We start from the raw sequence: 17,758 nt of genomic DNA on the forward strand, positions 1-17,758 counted from the left end.
TCACATCGTGTCAGTACTGGAGTGAACCACCCCACTGGGTGGTGACGCCACCCACTTCGACAGTCTGCGGAGCCAAATCGCCCGGCTGCAGCGGAAGTTTAACCTGCGCGGCCGCTTCCAGTGCTGCGGCACCACCCGGCTGCTCCTTGATCCAGTTCTCGACAGCCGCTTTCGCCAGGTTGGCCTGGGTGGTGTCGAAGACCGAGATCGTCTTGTTGTCGGCAAGGCCGACGCCGCCGGTGTAGGTGGTCACCTTGACGGTGTTGGCGTCGACGTACTCGACCGAAACACCGGCCTCACCGGCACCGGCCGGGGTGCGGTATCCGATGGTGCCGACATAGCCCGACTCGTTGTTGAAGTGGTGCGTGTTGGCCGCGTAGCCGGGCAGCAGGTTGCCGCCGTCGACGTTCGCACCGATCTCCTGGTGCGGACCGCTCATCTCGACGACCGGGGCAGGCGGCGCCGCCTCCAGTCGAGGCGCCTGCCAGCGCGGCTGCTGCTGCGGCTGCGCCAGCGTCTCCGGCTGCCGCGCCTGGGCGTTCTCGTCGCCGGGCTTGGCCTGCGTACCCGGCGCCTGCTGGGTACCCGGCTGCACGGGCTTCTGCTGGTCCTGCGGGGTATCCGGCGTGATCGCAGGCTGCGCGGGCTGGTCCGGCTTGCTTCCCGGCACCGGCAGCGGCGCGACACGCGGGGTGGTGACACCCGGCTGCGACGGCTGGGCCAGCTTGGGGTCCTTCGGCGGATTCGGCATGGCCGGATCCGGAGTGTTGACGCCAGGCTGGCTCGGCGGTGGATTGGTCACGCCAGGCTGGCTCGGCGGCGGGTTGGTGACGCCCGGCTGGCTCGGCTTGTTCGGATCCGGCTTGGTGGTCTCCGGACTCGACGGCGTCTCCGCCCCGGGCTGCACCGGAGCAGGGGCCGGCGGCGCGGTCGTTGGTGGGGTGGTCGGCTGATCGTTCGGCGCTGCCCCCGCAGGCGCCGCGAAAAGAGTGGCCACGGCGGCCGCGGTAGCCAGTGGCAACGAGGTGCTTGCCATCGCTCGCTGCGCCCGACTCGGCTTACGATGTTTCACTTGTCGCATTCCCTTTCCCGTGTTCGACCTGGTTCGGCCGCACACAGTTGTCTCTGACGAGACGCCCGGTCACCGAACGACGCGTAGGCCGTCCGACGTTTCGACTGGGAAAAGCTCCATCCCCCCGAACACCGAACCCCGCGACCGCCCGCCGATCGCATCTCTGCGGGAAGTGAACCATATGTGAACCTGATGGGCAATGCGTGTTGAACACTTCGGCAGTAACGGCAGTGCACCGCAGGACGATTCAATCCAGATCGTCGTGCCGCATCAGCTGACGCGCGGCTTCGGTCACCGAACCGGTCAATGACGGGTACACCGAGAAAGTCTGCGCCAGGTCGTTGACGGTCAAATTGTTTTGCACGGCAAGGGCGATCGGCAAAATGAGCTCCGACGCGATCGGGGCGACCACCACACCGCCGATGACCACACCGGTGGCCGGGCGGCAGAAGATCTTCACGAAACCCCTACGCAGGCCGAGCATCTTGGCCCTCGGGTTGGTGTTCAACGGCAACATCACCGTGCGGGCCGGGGTCTGGCCGTTATCGATCGCGGTCTGGCTGACACCGACCGTGGCGATCTCCGGCCTGGTGAACACCGCGGACGCCACCGTCTTCAACCGGATCGGGCTGACGCCCTCGCCGAGCGCGTGATACATCGCGATGCGGCCCTGCATCGCGGCCACCGAGGCAAGCGGAAGCAGGCCGGTGCAGTCACCCGCCGCATAAATGCCGGGCACCGAGGTACGCGACACCCGGTCCACCCGCAGATAGCCGCCGCGGTCGAGCTCGATGCCGACCCGATCCAGGCCGAGGCCCTCGGTATTCGGCGTCGAGCCGACCGTCATCAGCGCGTGCGACCCGGAGACGGTCCTGCCGTCGGACAGCTTGACCACGACACCCTCGGCGGTGCGCTCCACCGCATCGGCGCGGGCGTGCTTCACCAACTCGACACCGCGCTCGGCGAGGGCATCCTCCAGCACGAGCGCCGCGTCGGCATCCTCGCCCGGCAGCACGCGGTCGCGGCTGGAGACGAGCTTCACCTGCACACCCATTTCGGTGTAGGCCGAGACGAACTCGGCGCCGGTGACGCCGGAACCGACCACCACCAAGGTCTCCGGCAGGTCCTCCAGGTCATAGAGCTGACGCCAGTTGAGGATCCGCTCACCATCGGGCTCCGCGCCGGGCAACACGCGCGGGCTCGCCCCAGTGGCGATCAACACAACCTCGGCCTCGATGGTCGTCTCGGTGCCGTCGGCCAGCGTCGCATGCACCCGATGCGCGGCGAGGCCGGTGGCGTCGTCGGTCAGCTCCGCACGACCGGCGAGCACCGTCACGCCGACGGTCTGCAGCTTGGACCGGATATCGGAAGACTGGGCCAGCGCCAACGCCTTCACACGACCATTCACCTCGGACAGCTGCACGGTCGCCTGGTTCGGGTCGAGCGTGATGCCGAGATCGCGGGCCCGGCGCAGGTCGGTGCGCACGCCGGTGGAGGCGATGAACGTTTTCGAGGGAACACAATCCCAGAGCACACATGCCCCGCCGATGCCGTCGCTATCGATCAGCGTCACCGACGCACCATGCTGGGCCGCCACCAGCGCCGCTTCGTAACCGGCCGGTCCGCCACCGATGATCGCTATGCGGGTCATTGATACCTCCGCTTCTGGTTGCGCACCGGGATCTCCGGTACCTGTCAACGTTATCGGGCGGCGCAGGCCCACCCGTCGCCCGGCCACCACCCCCCACGGAATCGCTAACGCGATGCGGGTCCACATAGTCGCCGCGCCCGGAACGCGCCACAGGATTGCCGCATCTGGTCGGGATAGAGTCGATCCCCGGATGTTATTGGCTACCCTTTGCTGGTGCCGATCTACGCCGCCTACGGGTCCAACATGGACTCAACCCAGATGCTCGAGCGCTGTCCGCACTCGCCCATGTCCGGAACGGGCTGGTTGGAGGGCTGGCGGCTCACCTTCGCTGGTGACGACATCGGGTGGGAAGGGCCGCTCGCGACGGTCGTCGAAGAACCAGGCGAACGAGTTTTCGTCGTGCTGTACGACGTATCCCCGGAAGACGAGCAGCGGCTCGACCGATGGGAAGGCTCGGACTTCGGTATCCACAAGAAGATCCGGCTCCGCGTGACTCGCAGCGAAAGCGGCGCCGAACCGACACTGTCCTGGCTGTACGTGCTCGACGCATACGAAGGCGGCCTTCCGTCGGCGCGCTACATCGGCGTCATCGCCGACGCGGCCGAAAAGGCCGGTGCGCCAGAGGACTACGTCCACTCACTGCGAACCCGCAACAGCCGCAACGTCGGCCCCGGCAACTTCGGGTAATTTTTGGCCGCGTGACCGAGGCGTGGTTGCCTCTTAAAACTCGCTCCATGGTGGATACGACGGTGGGCACCGATCTTTTGATCGGTGCCCACTTGTATGTCTCGGTCTTGGAAGAGGATTCAGCTTTGTTCGGCGCTCAGCACGATGTTGCTCAGCACCCGCACGCCCACCGCAAGCGCACGCTCGTCGATGTCGAAGGTGGGCTGATGCAGATCGAGCTGCTCGCCGTGCCCGGACCAGACGCCGAGGCGCGCCATCGCGCCTGGCACCTCCTCCAGATACCACGAGAAGTCTTCGCCGCCACCGGATTGCATGGTGTCGGCCAGTGCGTCCGGGCCGATCCGGCGGATCGCGTCCTCGAACATCCTGGTGGACTGCTCGTCGTTGACCACCGGCGGCACGCCGCGGCGGTAGTTGAGCTGGTAGCGCACGCCGGTCGGGGCCAGCAGGCCGTCGACGATCTCCCGCACCATCGGCTCCAGCAGCGACCAGGTCGCGTGATCGCCGGTGCGGACCGTGCCGGTGAGCATGCCGGTCTGCGGAATCGCGTTGGGCGCCTTGCCAGCGCTGACCGCGCCCCACACCATGACTGTGCTGGTCCGCGGGTCGATGCGGCGACTGAGCAGGCCGGGCAGCCCGGTGATCACGGTGCCGATCGCGTAGACCAGATCACTGGTCAGATGCGGCCGCGAGGTGTGCCCGCCCGGTGAATCCAGCACCAGTTCGATCGTGTCGGCCGCCGAGGTGATCGCGCCGACGCGGATGCCGACCCGGCCGACCTCGAGGCGTGGGTCGCAGTGCAGCGCGAAGATCCGCTCCACACCCTCCATCGCGCCGGTGGCGACCACGTCGATCGCACCGCCCGGCATGACCTCCTCGGCAGGCTGGAACACCAGCCGCACGCCGACCGGCAGGTCGGGCACCTCGGACAACGCGAGCGCGGTGCCGAGCAGAATCGTGGTGTGCGCATCGTGGCCGCAGGCGTGCGAGACGCCGGGCACGGTGGAGGCGAAGCTGAGGCCGGTGAACTCCTGCAGCGGCAGCGCGTCCATGTCCGCACGCAAGCCGATCCGCGGCCCGTCGGGGCCGATGTCGACGATCATCCCGGTGCCGCCGGGCAGCGGCTGCGGGGTGAGACCCGCCTTGATCAACCAGGACGAGACGAACTCGGTGGTGGCGAACTCGGTACGGGAAAGTTCCGGGTTGGCGTGGATGTGCCTGCGCCACTGGACCAGGTCGACCATGTGCTCGGCCAGCCAGCCCTCGACCGCTGCATACCCCGTCACCGTGGTGTCCGGCATCACGATGCTCCCAGCAGTGTCCGTGACTGCACACGCTCCCGCTTGGCCAATCACACGTCCCGCCGAACGGCCGGTCGTACTCACCGCAGTTCCTCCTGTCGTTGAACGAGCCGTTGCAACAACCTGTCTCTGTGTTCTCCATCGCCGGCGGCGGTGATCGCGGTACGCGCCAGTGCGAGCGCACCATCGATGACCGCGCGATCCGCCGAGGCGTTGACAACCGCCGCGGCGAAATCTGGTTGGTGCGTCACCGCACCGCCGGCATCAATGCCGATAACCGGGTGTATGCCCGGAATGACGTTGGTGACGTTTCCCATGTCTGTGCTTCCGAGCGGTCGCGCGGCCTCGAGCTCGGGTGCGATCGGCACTCGGCCCAATCTGGTTATCTGCTCGCGGTAGGCAAACAGTAACGCCGGATCGGGCGTCAGCTCGGTATATGTCGGTGCGACAGTCCGAATTTCCTGGGTGCAGCCGGTCGCGAGGGCACCCGCCTCGAAACAAGCCGACGCTCGTCGCATCAGATCGTCGAGAGATGCGGAGTCGACTGCGCGTAGGTAATACAGCAGTTCCGCACGTCCGGGCACGATGTTGGGGGCTACGCCACCATGGCCGACTATACCGTGAAGTTGCTGGCCAGGCTGAAGATGCTGGCGCAGCAATCCAAGAGCAACCTGCGCGACGGTGATCGCGTCGCCCGCGTTGCGTCCCAACTCCGGGGCGGCACTGGCGTGCGCCTCGCGGCCGTGGAACGTGATGGCCAGGTCCGCCATCGCCAGCGAGGTCGCGCCGACGATGTCGAACGGGCCCGGATGCACCATCATCGCCATCGCGACGTCGTCGAACACGCCGTGCTCCAGCATCAGCACCTTGCCGCCGCCGCTTTCCTCGGCGGGCGTGCCGAGCACGAGCACGGTCAGCCCGAGCGCGTCGGCGACCTCGGCGAGGCCGAGCGCGGCGCCGACCGCCGAGGCCGCGATGATGTTGTGCCCGCAGGCATGTCCCATCCCGGGCAGCGCGTCGTATTCCGCGCAGATGCCGACGGTGAGCGGGCCGCTGCCGTACTGGGCGCGGAACGCGGTCGGCAACTCGGCGACGCCGGTCTCGATCTCGAAACCACGCTCGGCCAGCGGCCGGATGGTCTTGGCGACGCTGCGGGTCTCCTCGAACGCGAGCTCAGGTTCGGCGTGAATCGAATGCGACAGATCGATCAGCGCGTCGCCGACGGCCTTGATCGCCGCGTCCGACTGCTGCATCGCCTCGGCGCGCGCGACCTCGTGGTCGGTGCGCGATTCCTGGTGCCCGCTGCGCGGTGGTGGCATGGAACACAGTGTTGCACTGCGCCGCAAACGCGGCGCGTCCATTACTGCCGTGCGCGGCGCACCGGCCGATCAACCTGCGGCGAAGGCCAGATTGTCCGGTGTCGTCGGCACTGCGAGACCGGCGAGCGCCTTCGCGTGCAGCGCACTCTTGATCACCGGCAGATTCGGCTTGCGGTTGCCCGTCAATGCCGCGGCCCGCGCGACCGCGGTCGCGAGCAACGACTCGGCCTCGGCCTTGCCGTCGACGATGCCTGCGGCGATCGCCTCGTCGGCCGGATACCGGTGGCCGGTCGTCATCGCCTGCACACAGACCTGGTTGGACAGGCGCTCGGTGAGCAGCGCGTTCATGCCGACGGTGAACGGCATGCCGAGGTGCACCTCGGGCAGGCAGTAGAAGCCGCGGTCGGCGCGCATCACCCGGAAGTCGTGCGAGGTGGCGAGCATCGCGCCCGCGCCGAACGCGTGGCCGTTGATCGCGGCGACCGTCGGCATCGGGAACTGCAGCAGCCGGGTGTAGAGCGAATGCACGCGATCCAGGTAGCTGTGCGTCTTGTCCAGGTTGCCGAACAGCCAATCGGTGTCGAGACCGTTGCTGTAGAACTTGCCGGTCGCCACCGTCACCAGCGCGGCGGGTCCCTCGGAGCTCTCGACTTTGTCCAGCACACCGTGGAACTCGTCGATCCAGTCCGGGTGGAAGCGGTTCTCGCTGTCGGTCTGCCCGTCGTTCCCGAGGTAGACGACGAACACTTCCCCTTCACGTTCCAGATACGGCATGTGTGCAGCGTATCGGGCCCATCCCGGTTTCACTACCAGCGGGTAGGTACCTGCCCGCGGCACGCCACGAACAGCGAGTTCACCCCCCATCTCGGCCGCCACGGAGCGAGTTCTGCGAGCGACCCGTTCGCGGCCGTCTCGCGTCTCAGCTGTCGAAGCGCATGCGCCGTAGGCGCGAGTCTCGACAGCTGAGACGCGAGACTAAGGGGCCGCGAACAACGCCGCGGCCACGCGGCCAAATACACTGCGATCATGCTTGCCGCACAGGCCGCCGAGGCTATTGCCGAACGTACTGGAGTGCCGCGTCATCGAGTCGCGGTCGTGTTGGGATCCGGCTGGCAGGAAGCCGCCGCCGAGATCGGCGAGCCGGTCGCTTCGGTGCCGATGCCTGAGCTGCCCGGGTTCGGTAAGCCGAGCGCGCAGGGACATGGGGGCATGGTCCATTCGGTCACCGTCGGCGCGACGCCGACGCTGCTGTTGATGGGGCGTCAACACCTGTACGAGGGCTATCAGCCTGCCGATGTGGTGCACCCGGTGAGCGCGGCGATCGCCGCTGGCGCGGAGATCGTGCTGCTGACCAATGCCGCGGGCGGCATCCGCGATGGTTTGAGTGTCGGCGAGCCGGTGCTGATCAACGATCACCTGAATCTCACCGGCCGCACCCCGCTCACCGGTGCAAACTTCGTCGACCTCGTCGACGCATGGGATCCCGAATTGCGAGCGCTGGCAAAGGAAGTCGATCCCACGCTGACCGAGGGGGTGTACGCGGGCCTGACCGGGCCGCAGTACGAGACCCCTGCCGAGATCCGGATGCTGCGCACCATGGGCGCCGACCTGGTCGGCATGTCGACGGTGCTCGAGGCGATCGCCTGTCGCGCGCTCGGCGCACGGGTGCTCGGCATCTCGCTGGTCACCAACCTGGCCGCGGGTGTCACCGGCGGTCATCTCTCACATGCCGAGGTGCTCGCCGAAGGTCACGCCGCCGCACCGCGATTGGGCAAGCTGCTGCGCGGCGTGCTGGAACGGGTGTAGATGCTGCGCTTCGGCACCGCCGGACTGCGTGGACCGCTGCAAGACGGTCCGGACGGCATGAACGTGACAACGGTGAGCAGAGCAACCGCAGGCATCGTCGAATGGTTGCGCGGCCGATGCCTCGGCGGCGGCGCCGTGATCGTCGGGCGCGACGCGCGGCACGGGTCCGCCGAATTCGCCACGGCGACGGCGGAAATCTTTGCCGCGGCGGGCTTTCCGGTGACGTTGCTGCCGCGGCCGCTGCCGACACCCGTGGTCGCCTATGCGGTCCGTGCGCTCGGCGCCGTCGCGGGCGTGCAGATCACCGCGTCGCACAATCCGGCAGGCGACAACGGATACAAGGTCTATCTCGACGGTGGTTCGCAGCTGCTCGCGCCTGCCGACACCGAGATCGAGCGATGCATCGACGCCGTCACCGAACCGGTGGACCGCGTCCCGGTCGCGCCTGCCGATGACGAAATCGTCGACAGCTACCTGAGCCGGGTGGCCGCGCTGCCGTCGACGATCGGTGGTCCCGGTGCGCGTTCGGCCCTGCGGATCGCGCTCACGCCGTTGCACGGTGTCGGCGGCGACCTGGTGGTTCGCGCGCTCGCCGCGGCGGGGTTCACCGACGTGCACGTGGTGGACGAGCAGTTCGAGCCGGACCCCGACTTCCCCACCGTCGCCTTCCCGAACCCGGAGGAGCCTGGCGCCACCGATCTGCTGCTCGCCCTGGCCGCGCGGGTCGGCGCCGACGTGGCGCTCGCGCTCGACCCCGACGCCGACCGCTGCGCCGTCGGAGTTCCATTGCCGGACAACAGCTGGCGGATGCTGCGCGGCGACGAGACCGGCGTGCTGCTCGGCGATTGCGTGCTGCGCACCGCACCGCCGGACGCGCTGGTGGCGACCACGATCGTCTCGTCGCGACTGCTGTCCGAGCTCGCGCAGGCCCGCGGCGCGCGTTACGCGGAGACCCTCACCGGCTTCAAATGGCTGGCCCGCGCAGGCGACGGCCTGGTGTACGCCTACGAGGAGGCGATCGGCCACTGCGTCGACCCGGCCGCCGTCCGCGACAAGGATGGCATCTCGGCCGCCGTGCTCACCGCGGATCTGGTCGCGCGCCTGAAGTCGGCGGGCCGCACGCTGACCGACGTGCTCGACGACTACGCGGTCGAGTTCGGCTTGCACACCACCGATCAGGTGTCGCTGCGGCTGGCCTCCGCGGCCGCTGCCGCGGACATGGTCGCCCGGCTGCGCACCGATCCGCCGCGCCTGATCGCTGGCGAACCGGTCGAGTACACCGATCAGCTCCAGGTCCGTGGCCGCATGCGCACCGACGCCCTGATCTTCGAGGGGCCTGCCACCCGCCTGGTGGTCCGGCCGTCCGGCACCGAGCCCAAACTCAAGTGCTATCTCGAGGTCGTCACACCCGTCGCTGATCCCGCCGCACTGCCCGCGGCCAGAGCGGCTGCGGGAGAACGTCTTTCCGAACTGCGCAAGTTCTGCCTGGAGCTGTGATCAACCAGTCATCATCAGATGATGACAGCGATGCACTGCACCCACTGTGGCGGACAGGGCCTGGAGCCGGGCTTCATCGAGGATTCGGGCGACAGTTCGCGTGGCCACGCGCGCTGGGTCGAGGGCCCGCTGGAAATCGGCTTCTGGGGCGCGAAACGCGCGGGCCGCGCGCACTGGCTGGTCGATGCCTTTCGCTGCAAGGACTGCGCCCACCTCCAGTTGTTCACCAGGCCGCAGGAAGAATAGGCGTCGCGTAGCGACTCGATGGGGGGTGGTGGTCGGGCGACGGGTGGGCGAGACCGGTTCAGCGCGGGCCGAACTGGCGATCGCCCGCGTCGCCGAGCCCAGGGACGATGTAGGCATTCTCGTTGAGGCCCGCGTCGATGGCGGCGGTGACCAGGCGCACCGGGTGACCGGACGCGGCAAGCGCCTCCACTCCCTGCGGCGCCGCGACGACGCAGACGGCGGTGATGTCGGTGGCGCCGCGGGCGGCGAGCAGGTCGAGGGTGTGGCGCATCGAGCCGCCGGTGGCGAGCATCGGGTCGAGGACGTAGACGGGGAGGTCGGCCAGGCTGTCGGGCAGCGACTCCATGTACGGGACCGGCTGGTGGGTGTCCTCGTCGCGGGCGATGCCGACGAACCCGACCCTGGCGTCGGGGATCAACTGAGCTGCCGCGTCGACCATGCCGAGGCCTGCCCGCAGCACCGGAACGAGCAGCGGTGGCTGCGCGAGCCGGAAGCCCTCGGTGACCTCGACCGGAGTGGTGACCTCGAACCGCGACACCGGCGCCTCGCGCAGTGCCTCGTAGATGAGGATGCCGGTGAGGTCGCGCAGCGCGGTGCGGAAGGCGGAGTTGTCCGTCCGTTCGTCTCGCATCGTGGTCAACAGGGCGGCGGCGAGCGGATGGTCCACGGTGTGAGTACGCATGAGGGAACGATAAAGTCATCGTGGGTCCGCCGCCGACGCTGCGTCGCGAAAGTTTTTTCGCCTCGGTGGGAACCGAAGGGGAAGCACGCGCGTCGAACCAAGTGGATGACGTACTCTGCCTGGGAACAACAGATCAGATGGGGGAAGCTCTGATGCGGAAGATGTCTGCGGACACCGAGGGCATCGCAGCCTATGGCGCGACCGCCCATACGATGGCCGGCGAGTTGGCCGCGGCCGGGGTGAGCGCCGCGGCCGCCGAGCCCGCGCTGCTCGGACCGATCATGGGGCTGATCGGTGGAGATTTCATGGCCGCCTATGCCGCGGCGCACGCTGGGCAGGTGGCCGCCATCGGGCAGCTGTCCGCCGTGCTGACCAGCATGGGTGGCGCCGCGACCGGCGCGGCGACGGTGCTCAGCGAGACGGACTTGAACAACGCGGGATCGCTGCACGGCGCGGTCACCGAAGTGAACGGGTGAGCCGGTGATTGATCTCGACGCGCTGGCCAAGCCGATATTCGACCTGCTCTCCAGCTTCGGCTCGGGGGTGCTGCCCACCGGCGGCCCGTCCGATGCGTTGCGCAGCACCTCCAGCGCGGTCGACCAGATCCACCAGCTCGGTCGCGACAGCATCAACAGTATGAACACGGCATGGGACGGCCAGGCCGCCGATGCCGCGACCGCGAAGGCGCTGCGGGTGCAGACCTCCGCCGCCACCATTTCCGACCGCGGCAACGACATGGCAACCGTGGTGAACCAGGCTGCCGCCGAGATCGAGACGGGCCAGAAGGAGCTCACCGGCATCGCGCAGTCGTTCGTGAACACCGCGGCGAGCGCGGGTCCCGCGCTGGCCACGCCCGCGGGCATGACGATGATCGTCGGCTCCGCGATCGACCACCTCGGTCAGGCGCTCAACGTGGTCGGCCGGGTGCGCAACGAACTCACCACGCAGACCTCGTCCATGACCGAGCTCACCCCGGCGCCGTCCACCCCCTCGCTTTCCGGCGTGCCGACCACGACGACCGCCGGTGCGCAGCAGCTGATGTCGACGGCGAGCAGCGCACTCAGCGGGGCAGGGTCGATGGCGAGCAGCCTGATGAGCACGGCGATGAGCACCGCGATGCCGTCGACGACGAACACCAGCACCGGCACCCAGGGCACGCAGGGCACCCAGAAGTCGCCGACCGGGTCGTCGAGCATGTCCGCCGACGGCAAGGGCGTGAAGATCACGCTGCCCGACGGCAGCCAGGTCGAGGCGCCGAACGAGAAGGCCGCCACCGCGGTCAAGTCGGCGATCAGCGCGGTCGGCACCCCGTACGTCTGGGGCGGCAATACGCCGGGCGCCGGACTGGACTGCAGCGGCCTGACCAAGTACGCGTACGGCGAAGCGGGCGTGGACATTCCCCGCCTCGCCGCCGATCAGGCCACCGGCTCGCCGGTCTCCCCCGGCGATCTGATGCCCGGCGACCTGGCCATCTGGGACGGCCACGTCGCCATGGTGATCGGCAACGGACAGTTCGTCGAGGCAGGCGACCCTGTTCAGATCAGCTCAATTCGAACGGAGAACTCAGGGATGGGCTTCTACGGCTTCTACAGGCCGACAGCATGACTCAACCGCAGCAGCCGGGAGTGCCCAACGTCACGGTGGCGGGCAGCACCAACCGATCGGGCACCATCTCGGTGCGGGCCACCGATCAGGGCATGCCGGTGGAGATCAAGTTCGAACGCAGCGAATACCGTTACGGCGCACAGACTCTCGCCAACGAAATCCTGCGGCTCACCAAGCGTTCCACCGTCGCGGCGAAGGCGAGGCGGCGGGAGCTGCTCGCCGAGGCAGGCATGCCCGCCGACATCCTCGACCGGCTCGGCCTGCCGACTCGGCAGGCGGCGGTGGACGAGCTGGACCGGATCGATGACGCCGACACGGGTCCGACGACCTGGATGAGGCCGGTATGACAACGCACGGCGAGCAAACAACGAGCACAGCGGTCGGCGAGGCGGAGCTATGAGTGCGGAGATGGACGCGCTGGTCGCCAACGCGACCCAGAAACTGGAAGCGCTCGAGGCCGCGCTCTACGGCCTCAAGCAGGTGCGCGGGCGCCACACCACCGAGGACGGCGGCGTCACCGTCGAGGTCGACAGCGACGGCGCGCTCGTCGCGTTGACCCTCGCGGAGTCGGTCACCTCGCTGCCACCCGCCGAGGTCGGACAGCTGATCGTCTGGGCATGCAAGCAGGCCGCGGAGGACGCGAGCAACCAGCGCTCGAAGGTCGTTGCGACACTGAACGAGTCATTTGTTCCCGCGCCGAACGAGGCGAAAGGAACTCTTGGGGGCGGGCCGGATAGTGCCTGACACGGAAGGTCGATAGGCTTCCGCTCATGGCTTCTGGAGACATCGTCCCGATCGAGCTCGGCCTGACCGACGGCGATCTCGTCACCCTGTGGGCACCGCGCTGGCGAGACGGTGACGACGAGTGGGAGGCGTTCCTCGGACACGAGGACTCCCTCTACGGTTTCGAGACCGTTGCGGAGCTGGCCGCGTTCATCCGGACCAACTCCGACAACGACCTCGTCGACCATCCGGCATGGAAGGTGGTCGCCGGGCTCTCGGCGGTGGAACTGGAGCCGGAGGAGAACTTCTCCTTCGATCTGGTCGCCGTGCCCGAGCTGGCCGCAGGCGAGCCCGACGTGGACGCCATCGCCGAGCTGGAAGACACGCTCAGCATGGTTCGCAACATCGGCGAGGTGTGCGAGCTGGAGACCGTGACCAAGTTCTTCGGCTCGCATCCGGTGCTCGGCGCGCTGCCCGGCGGGATCAACGCGTTCATCGGCCGGGACGGCGAAGACCTGTGGGACCAGATCGGCGCCGCGATCGCCAAGGGCTGGGACGACGTGCTCGACGCGATCGACTCGGTCGTGCAGACCCCCGATGTCGACGCGGAAGCCGTCGCCGTCGCCGAGGCCGAACTGCTGGCCGCCGAGGAGAACGTGGTCGACGCCGACGACGCGGCCGATAGCGAAGAGGACGAGGAGTTCGAGCCCGTCGACCTCGACGCGGACGACGAGGACGAAGAAGAGGACGAGTCGTTCTGGAACGAGGTCGGCATCGACCCGGTCAAGATCGTCACCGCGGACGGCACCTACTTCACGCTGCGCTGCTACCTCGACGACGAACCGATCTTCCTCGGCGCCAACAACACCATCTCGGTCTTCGGCTCCGAGCGTGCCCTCGCCCGCTACCTGGCCGACGACCACGAGCACGAGCTGTCCAGGGTGAGCACCTTCGCCGAGGTGCAGACGGCCGCGGTGGACGGATCGCTCGAGATCGAGGTCACCGACGAGAACGTCTACGTGCTGCCCGGCCTCGCCGACGACCTGGCCGAAGGCCCGGAAGCCGTCGACATCGAACAGCTCGACCTGGCGATCGAACTGTTCACCGATGCCTCCGACTATGCGGGCGACGAGACCGTGGAACAGGCGCTGGCCAAGTCCAATCCGCTCGGCTGGTACGTCTCGTACCTGCTGAACCCGGACCCGACCCGGATGGCCCCCAACCCGCCGTACACCGCCGAGGCGCAGTCCTGGCGGGACCTGGAGCGCAACTTCGAAGCCAGGCTCGACCAGAAGTAGTTGGTCAGTTGAGGCGGATCCAGATTTGTTCGGCACGGCCGAGTAGGCGGCCGTCCGAGCCGTAGACGGCGGTGGAGGCGAACGACTTTCGGCCTTGTTCGCCGTGGTTCTCGCCGACGACGACGCACTGTTCGCCGACCTCGGGGAGATCGGCGACGGCGGCGGTCATCGAACCGAGGAGGGCGGGGCGGTCGAACATGCCCGGCAGTGACCAGCCGCCGGGGCAGTCCATCGCGGCCCAGAGGACGGCGGGACCGAGCGGGAGCGAGGCATCGGGGGTCCACGGTGCCGCCACGCGGCGCTCGCCGACAGTGCCCGCTTCGATGCGCAGGCCGTCCTGGCGGGCGCTGCCGCAGACGAAGCAGGACGCGAACATTTCGTTGCTCTGGTAGGAGCTCGCGGCGGCCGCCGCGGTCGCGTACGGCACGGATTGCGGTGCGTCCCTGTCGAATTCGCCGAGGCGGGATTCGGCGACCAAGGTGTCGCCGTCGTAGAGCCGACCGTCGCGCACCTCGAGCGGTGTGTCCAGCGGAATCGGGCTGCGCAGCATCACCGTGACCGCGGCGTCCGCGTGTTGCTCGGCGAGCAGTCCGCCCACATAGCCACCGTTGCCCGAATCGGGCGGGCCGTTGAACCGGGCGGGGATTTGCAAGGTCGCCATGTCAGCCACGCTAGCGAACCGGGTGACCGTCGCCCGCCGACTGTCACCCGGTTCACACCAACCCTGTTGCTGTCGTCGACTACCCCAGCAGCACCGCGTAGCCGGGCTTGATGATGTCGTCGATGATGCGCAGCCGCTCGGGGAACGGGATGAACGCCGACTTCATCGCATTGATGGTGAACCGCTCCAGATCGCTCCAGCCGTACCCGAACGTGTCGGCCAGCTTGAGCATCTCCTGGCTCATGGTGGTGTCGCTCATCAGCCGGTTGTCGGTGTTGACCGTGACACGGAAACGCAGCCGGGCCAGCAGATCGAACGGGTGCTTGTCCAGCGAGGGCACCGCGCCGGTCTGCACATTCGAGGACGGACAGAGCTCGAGCGGGATACGCATGTCGCGCACGTAGTTGGCGACGAGCCCGAGCCGGGCATCCTCGATCGCGCCGGGCACGCTGATGTCGTCGGTGATGCGCACGCCGTGCCCGAGCCGATCGCAGCCGCAGAACGCCAGCGCCTCGTGGATCGACGGCAGGCCGAACGCCTCACCCGCGTGAATGGTGAAGTGCGCGCTGTTGGCTCGCATGTACTCGAACGCGTCAAGGTGCCTGCTGGGCGGGTACCCGGCCTCGGCGCCCGCGATATCGAAGCCGCCGACGCCGCGATCGCGCCAACGCACGGTGAGCTCGGCGATCTCGCGCGAGCGTGCCGCGTGCCGCATCGCGGTGAGCAGGCAGGTCACCACGATCGGGCGCCCGGCCGCCGCCGAGGCCGCCTCGCCTTCCCGGAACCCGGCCAGGGTGTGCTCGACGACCTCGTCGAGGGTCAGGCCGCGTTCCAGGTGCTGTTCGGGGGCGAAGCGCACCTCGGCGTACACCACACCGTCGGCGGACAGGTCCTCCGCGCATTCGCGGGCCACCCGGCGCAGCCCCTCCGGGGTCTGCATGACGGCGACGGTGTGCGCGAAAGTTTCCAGATACAGTTCCAGCGATCCGCTGTCGGCCGCGTCACGGAACCAGGCGGCCAGCGCCGCCTCGTCCGTGGCGGGTAGGTCCGTATAGCCGCACTCGGCGGCGAGCTCCAGCACCGTCGCGGGCCGTAGACCACCGTCGAGGTGATCGTGCAGCAGCGCTTTTGGCGCCTGTCGGATCGAGGCAAGGGTCAATGCGGTCGGTCCAGTCATGTAACGACGGTAGCCGCACCGGGCCGCAACGGCATCCGACTGAGGTGAGTGGCAACCATCTCGTTGCCGGCGCACTGCGATCCAGACCACCGCCGGACACCCCATACCCGGTACGGGCACTTCGCCGACCCGGCGGATACGCACAGGTCAGCGCGTCGTCGCCGAATCAGCTTGACCTCAACCATTGTTCATGTTCCACGCTGATCACCATGAGCACCATCGACATCGACACCCAGACCCGCGCCGCCGACCTCGCGGCGTTCCAGCAGATCATCGACACCGTCGAGCACGCCCAGAACAACGAGCTGATCGACGAGTTCCTCGCACTGTTCCGTGCCGACGCCATCTGGACCACCGGCGGCGGCAAACGCCTGTTCGGCCGCGACGCGATCGCCGAGTTCACCAGGCAGGTGCTGCCCGGCGGAATGCAGGGCCTCTCAGTGACTTTCGAGCTGGAGTACGTGCTGTACCTGCGTCCCGATGTAGCAGCGGTCAAGGTGCGCCAGATCTACCACACCCCCGACGGCAACGACATCGGCACACCGATGTGGGTCATGACGAAGGAAGACGGAACCTGGAAGTTGGCCGCCGCCCAGAACACCGGCGCACCCGCCGACGAAATCGCGGACGACGCAGGCCGGCCCATCTTCGGCGACGCACACTGACCGTCGAACACCGGTCAGCATTCGAAACCACTGCCGGACAATGCCGTTCAGGCGCTGATTCGCCCGAGCAGGAGCGGCGCCGAGGGCTTGCCGTCCGGCTCGCCGACGGCGATGGCGTCGTCCAGCGCAGCCTTGGCGCCGGCGAAGGCATTCGGCGTATCGGTGTGCAACGTGAGCAGCGGCTGCCCTTCGGACACGAAATCACCCGGCTTGACGTGCATTTCGATCCCGGCACCGGCCTGCACCGGATCGCCCTGCCTGGCTCGGCCCGCACCGAGACGCCATGCGGCGATGCCGACGCCCATGGCGTCGAGCCGGGTCAGCACGCCCGCCCGGTCGGCGCGCACCACCTCGGTGTGCTTCGCCGTCGGCAGGGCCGCGTCCGGGTCGCCGCCCTGCGCACGGACCATGGCGCGCCAGTGGTCCATGGCCCGGCCGTCGGCAAGCACATCGGCCGGATCGACGTCTATGCCTGCGAGAGCGACCATTTCGCGGGCGAGAGTGACGGTCAGCTCGACGATGTCGGCGGGCCCGCCGCCCGCGAGTACCTCGACCGACTCGGCCACCTCGAGCGCGTTGCCCGCGGTGCGGCCGAGCGGTGTGTCCATCGCAGTCAGCAGCGCCACCGTCCGCACCCCGGCGTCGGTGCCCAATTCGACCATGGCGGTGGCCAATTCACGCGCGCCGTCGAGCGTCTTCAGGAAGGCCCCCGCCCCGACCTTCACATCGAGCACCAGCGCGGCGGTACCTTCGGCGATCTTCTTGCTCATGATCGAACTGGCGATCAGCGGGATGGATTCGACCGTGCCGGTGACGTCGCGCAGCGCGTAGAGGCGCTTGTCGGCCGGGGCAAGATCGGCGCCCGCCGCGCACACCACCGCGCCGACCGCGGGATCGGCGAGCAGCTCACGCATCCGGGGCACCGAGACATCGGCCTGCCAGCCGGGGATGGCCTCCAGCTTGTCCAGGGTGCCGCCGGTGTGCCCGAGGCCGCGCCCGGACAGCTGCGGGACCGCCGCACCACACGCGGCGACCAGCGGCGCCAGCGGCAGCGTGATCTTGTCCCCCACCCCGCCTGTCGAATGCTTGTCCACGGTCGGCCGCGGCAGATCGGTGAAGTCCATCCGGCGACCAGACGCGATCATCGCGGCGGTCCATCGCGCCGTCTCCCTGCGCGTCATCCCGCGCCACACGATCGCCATCGCCAGCGCCGACATCTGCTCGTCGGCCACCACCCCGTGCGTGAATCCGTCGACCACCCAGTCGATCTGCGCGTCCGACAGCTCCCCGCCGTCCCGCTTGGTCGTGATGATCGAAACCGCGTCCAATGCCGTCACACCGGCCAGTCTGACACGAGACGCGCGCACG

General features: G+C 68.4%; 19 protein-coding genes. 10 read left to right on the forward strand and 9 right to left on the reverse strand.

The window, feature by feature from the left end:
* Nucleotides 1–10: 10 nt before the first annotated feature.
* Together ACGFNJ_RS21335 and ACGFNJ_RS21340 are read right to left on the reverse strand one after the other, a co-directional pair.
* On the reverse strand, nucleotides 11–1,036 hold the full coding sequence (locus tag ACGFNJ_RS21335) for a hypothetical protein (RefSeq protein ID WP_393450701.1): 1,026 nt from the start codon (nucleotides 1,034–1,036) through the stop codon (nucleotides 11–13).
* A gap of 283 nt (nucleotides 1,037–1,319) precedes the next feature.
* A complete protein-coding gene (locus tag ACGFNJ_RS21340; protein ID WP_393450704.1) occupies nucleotides 1,320–2,723 on the reverse strand; it encodes an NAD(P)H-quinone dehydrogenase in 1,404 nt (467 codons plus the stop codon).
* 213 nt (nucleotides 2,724–2,936) lie between these two features.
* Here ACGFNJ_RS21340 and ACGFNJ_RS21345 point away from each other — a divergent pair, with 213 nt between their 5' ends.
* On the forward strand, nucleotides 2,937–3,410 hold the full coding sequence (locus ACGFNJ_RS21345) for a gamma-glutamylcyclotransferase (protein WP_069166264.1): 474 nt from the start codon (nucleotides 2,937–2,939) through the stop codon (nucleotides 3,408–3,410).
* Nucleotides 3,411–3,529: 119 nt separating this feature from the next.
* Here the strand turns inward: ACGFNJ_RS21345 and ACGFNJ_RS21350 are convergent, their stop codons facing one another.
* From ACGFNJ_RS21350 to ACGFNJ_RS21360, 3 genes are all read right to left on the reverse strand, one after another.
* The gene (locus ACGFNJ_RS21350) at nucleotides 3,530–4,654 is read right to left on the reverse strand and encodes a M20 family metallopeptidase (protein WP_393452210.1); all 1,125 of its coding nucleotides are present in this window, start codon (nucleotides 4,652–4,654) and stop codon (nucleotides 3,530–3,532) included.
* Between the two features lie 137 nt (nucleotides 4,655–4,791).
* The gene (locus ACGFNJ_RS21355; RefSeq protein WP_393452213.1) at nucleotides 4,792–5,964 is read right to left on the reverse strand and encodes a M20 family metallopeptidase; all 1,173 of its coding nucleotides are present in this window, start codon (nucleotides 5,962–5,964) and stop codon (nucleotides 4,792–4,794) included.
* A gap of 135 nt (nucleotides 5,965–6,099) precedes the next feature.
* Nucleotides 6,100–6,804, reverse strand: a complete 705-nt coding sequence (locus tag ACGFNJ_RS21360; protein WP_393450708.1) for an enoyl-CoA hydratase-related protein — start codon at nucleotides 6,802–6,804, stop codon at nucleotides 6,100–6,102.
* Between the two features lie 252 nt (nucleotides 6,805–7,056).
* Between ACGFNJ_RS21360 and ACGFNJ_RS21365 the strand changes: the two genes are divergently transcribed.
* The 3 genes from ACGFNJ_RS21365 to ACGFNJ_RS21375 are packed head-to-tail and all read left to right on the forward strand — an operon-like array spanning nucleotide 7,057 to nucleotide 9,579.
* The gene (locus ACGFNJ_RS21365) at nucleotides 7,057–7,836 is read left to right on the forward strand and encodes a purine-nucleoside phosphorylase (protein WP_393450711.1); all 780 of its coding nucleotides are present in this window, start codon (nucleotides 7,057–7,059) and stop codon (nucleotides 7,834–7,836) included.
* Nucleotides 7,837–9,333, forward strand: a complete 1,497-nt coding sequence (locus ACGFNJ_RS21370) for a phospho-sugar mutase (RefSeq protein WP_393450715.1) — start codon at nucleotides 7,837–7,839, stop codon at nucleotides 9,331–9,333.
* Nucleotides 9,334–9,354: 21 nt separating this feature from the next.
* Complete coding sequence (locus ACGFNJ_RS21375) at nucleotides 9,355–9,579, forward strand: hypothetical protein (RefSeq protein WP_069166266.1); 225 nt, start codon at nucleotides 9,355–9,357, stop codon at nucleotides 9,577–9,579.
* Nucleotides 9,580–9,637: 58 nt separating this feature from the next.
* On the opposite strand, the gene upp is transcribed toward ACGFNJ_RS21375, so the two are convergent.
* On the reverse strand, nucleotides 9,638–10,261 hold the full coding sequence (gene upp / locus ACGFNJ_RS21380) for a uracil phosphoribosyltransferase (RefSeq protein WP_393450719.1): 624 nt from the start codon (nucleotides 10,259–10,261) through the stop codon (nucleotides 9,638–9,640).
* 161 nt (nucleotides 10,262–10,422) lie between these two features.
* Between upp and ACGFNJ_RS21385 the strand changes: the two genes are divergently transcribed.
* Genes ACGFNJ_RS21385 through ACGFNJ_RS21405 form a run of 5 tightly spaced genes read left to right on the forward strand, consistent with a single transcriptional unit; the run spans nucleotide 10,423 to nucleotide 13,887 of the window.
* Complete coding sequence (locus ACGFNJ_RS21385; protein ID WP_393450722.1) at nucleotides 10,423–10,737, forward strand: type VII secretion target; 315 nt, start codon at nucleotides 10,423–10,425, stop codon at nucleotides 10,735–10,737.
* 4 nt (nucleotides 10,738–10,741) lie between these two features.
* Nucleotides 10,742–11,866, forward strand: a complete 1,125-nt coding sequence (locus ACGFNJ_RS21390; protein ID WP_393450725.1) for a C40 family peptidase — start codon at nucleotides 10,742–10,744, stop codon at nucleotides 11,864–11,866.
* Nucleotides 11,863–12,213, forward strand: a complete 351-nt coding sequence (locus tag ACGFNJ_RS21395) for a hypothetical protein (RefSeq protein ID WP_069166246.1) — start codon at nucleotides 11,863–11,865, stop codon at nucleotides 12,211–12,213. The genes ACGFNJ_RS21390 and ACGFNJ_RS21395 overlap by 4 nt, the downstream gene beginning before the upstream one ends.
* Nucleotides 12,214–12,262: 49 nt before the next feature.
* Nucleotides 12,263–12,610, forward strand: coding sequence for a YbaB/EbfC family nucleoid-associated protein (locus tag ACGFNJ_RS21400; RefSeq protein WP_069166247.1), 348 nt, complete (start codon nucleotides 12,263–12,265; stop codon nucleotides 12,608–12,610).
* Nucleotides 12,611–12,636: 26 nt separating this feature from the next.
* Nucleotides 12,637–13,887, forward strand: a complete 1,251-nt coding sequence (locus tag ACGFNJ_RS21405) for a primosomal protein (RefSeq protein ID WP_393450729.1) — start codon at nucleotides 12,637–12,639, stop codon at nucleotides 13,885–13,887.
* 4 nt (nucleotides 13,888–13,891) lie between these two features.
* Here the strand turns inward: ACGFNJ_RS21405 and ACGFNJ_RS21410 are convergent, their stop codons facing one another.
* Both ACGFNJ_RS21410 and ACGFNJ_RS21415 read right to left on the reverse strand, forming a co-directional pair.
* On the reverse strand, nucleotides 13,892–14,548 hold the full coding sequence (locus tag ACGFNJ_RS21410) for a hypothetical protein (RefSeq protein ID WP_393450732.1): 657 nt from the start codon (nucleotides 14,546–14,548) through the stop codon (nucleotides 13,892–13,894).
* A gap of 79 nt (nucleotides 14,549–14,627) precedes the next feature.
* Entirely contained in the window at nucleotides 14,628–15,725 is a 1,098-nt protein-coding gene (locus ACGFNJ_RS21415; protein WP_393450735.1) for an adenosine deaminase, read from the reverse strand.
* Nucleotides 15,726–15,934: 209 nt separating this feature from the next.
* Here ACGFNJ_RS21415 and ACGFNJ_RS21420 point away from each other — a divergent pair, with 209 nt between their 5' ends.
* On the forward strand, nucleotides 15,935–16,390 hold the full coding sequence (locus tag ACGFNJ_RS21420) for an SgcJ/EcaC family oxidoreductase (RefSeq protein ID WP_393450738.1): 456 nt from the start codon (nucleotides 15,935–15,937) through the stop codon (nucleotides 16,388–16,390).
* A 47-nt stretch (nucleotides 16,391–16,437) separates the two neighbouring features.
* On the opposite strand, the gene ACGFNJ_RS21425 is transcribed toward ACGFNJ_RS21420, so the two are convergent.
* Entirely contained in the window at nucleotides 16,438–17,727 is a 1,290-nt protein-coding gene (locus tag ACGFNJ_RS21425; protein WP_393450741.1) for a thymidine phosphorylase, read from the reverse strand.
* Between the last annotated feature and the right edge of the window lie 31 nt (nucleotides 17,728–17,758).

Origin of the sequence: Nocardia sp. NPDC049149, from assembly GCF_043197455.1 — a bacterium.
Classification (GTDB): domain Bacteria; phylum Actinomycetota; class Actinomycetes; order Mycobacteriales; family Mycobacteriaceae; genus Nocardia.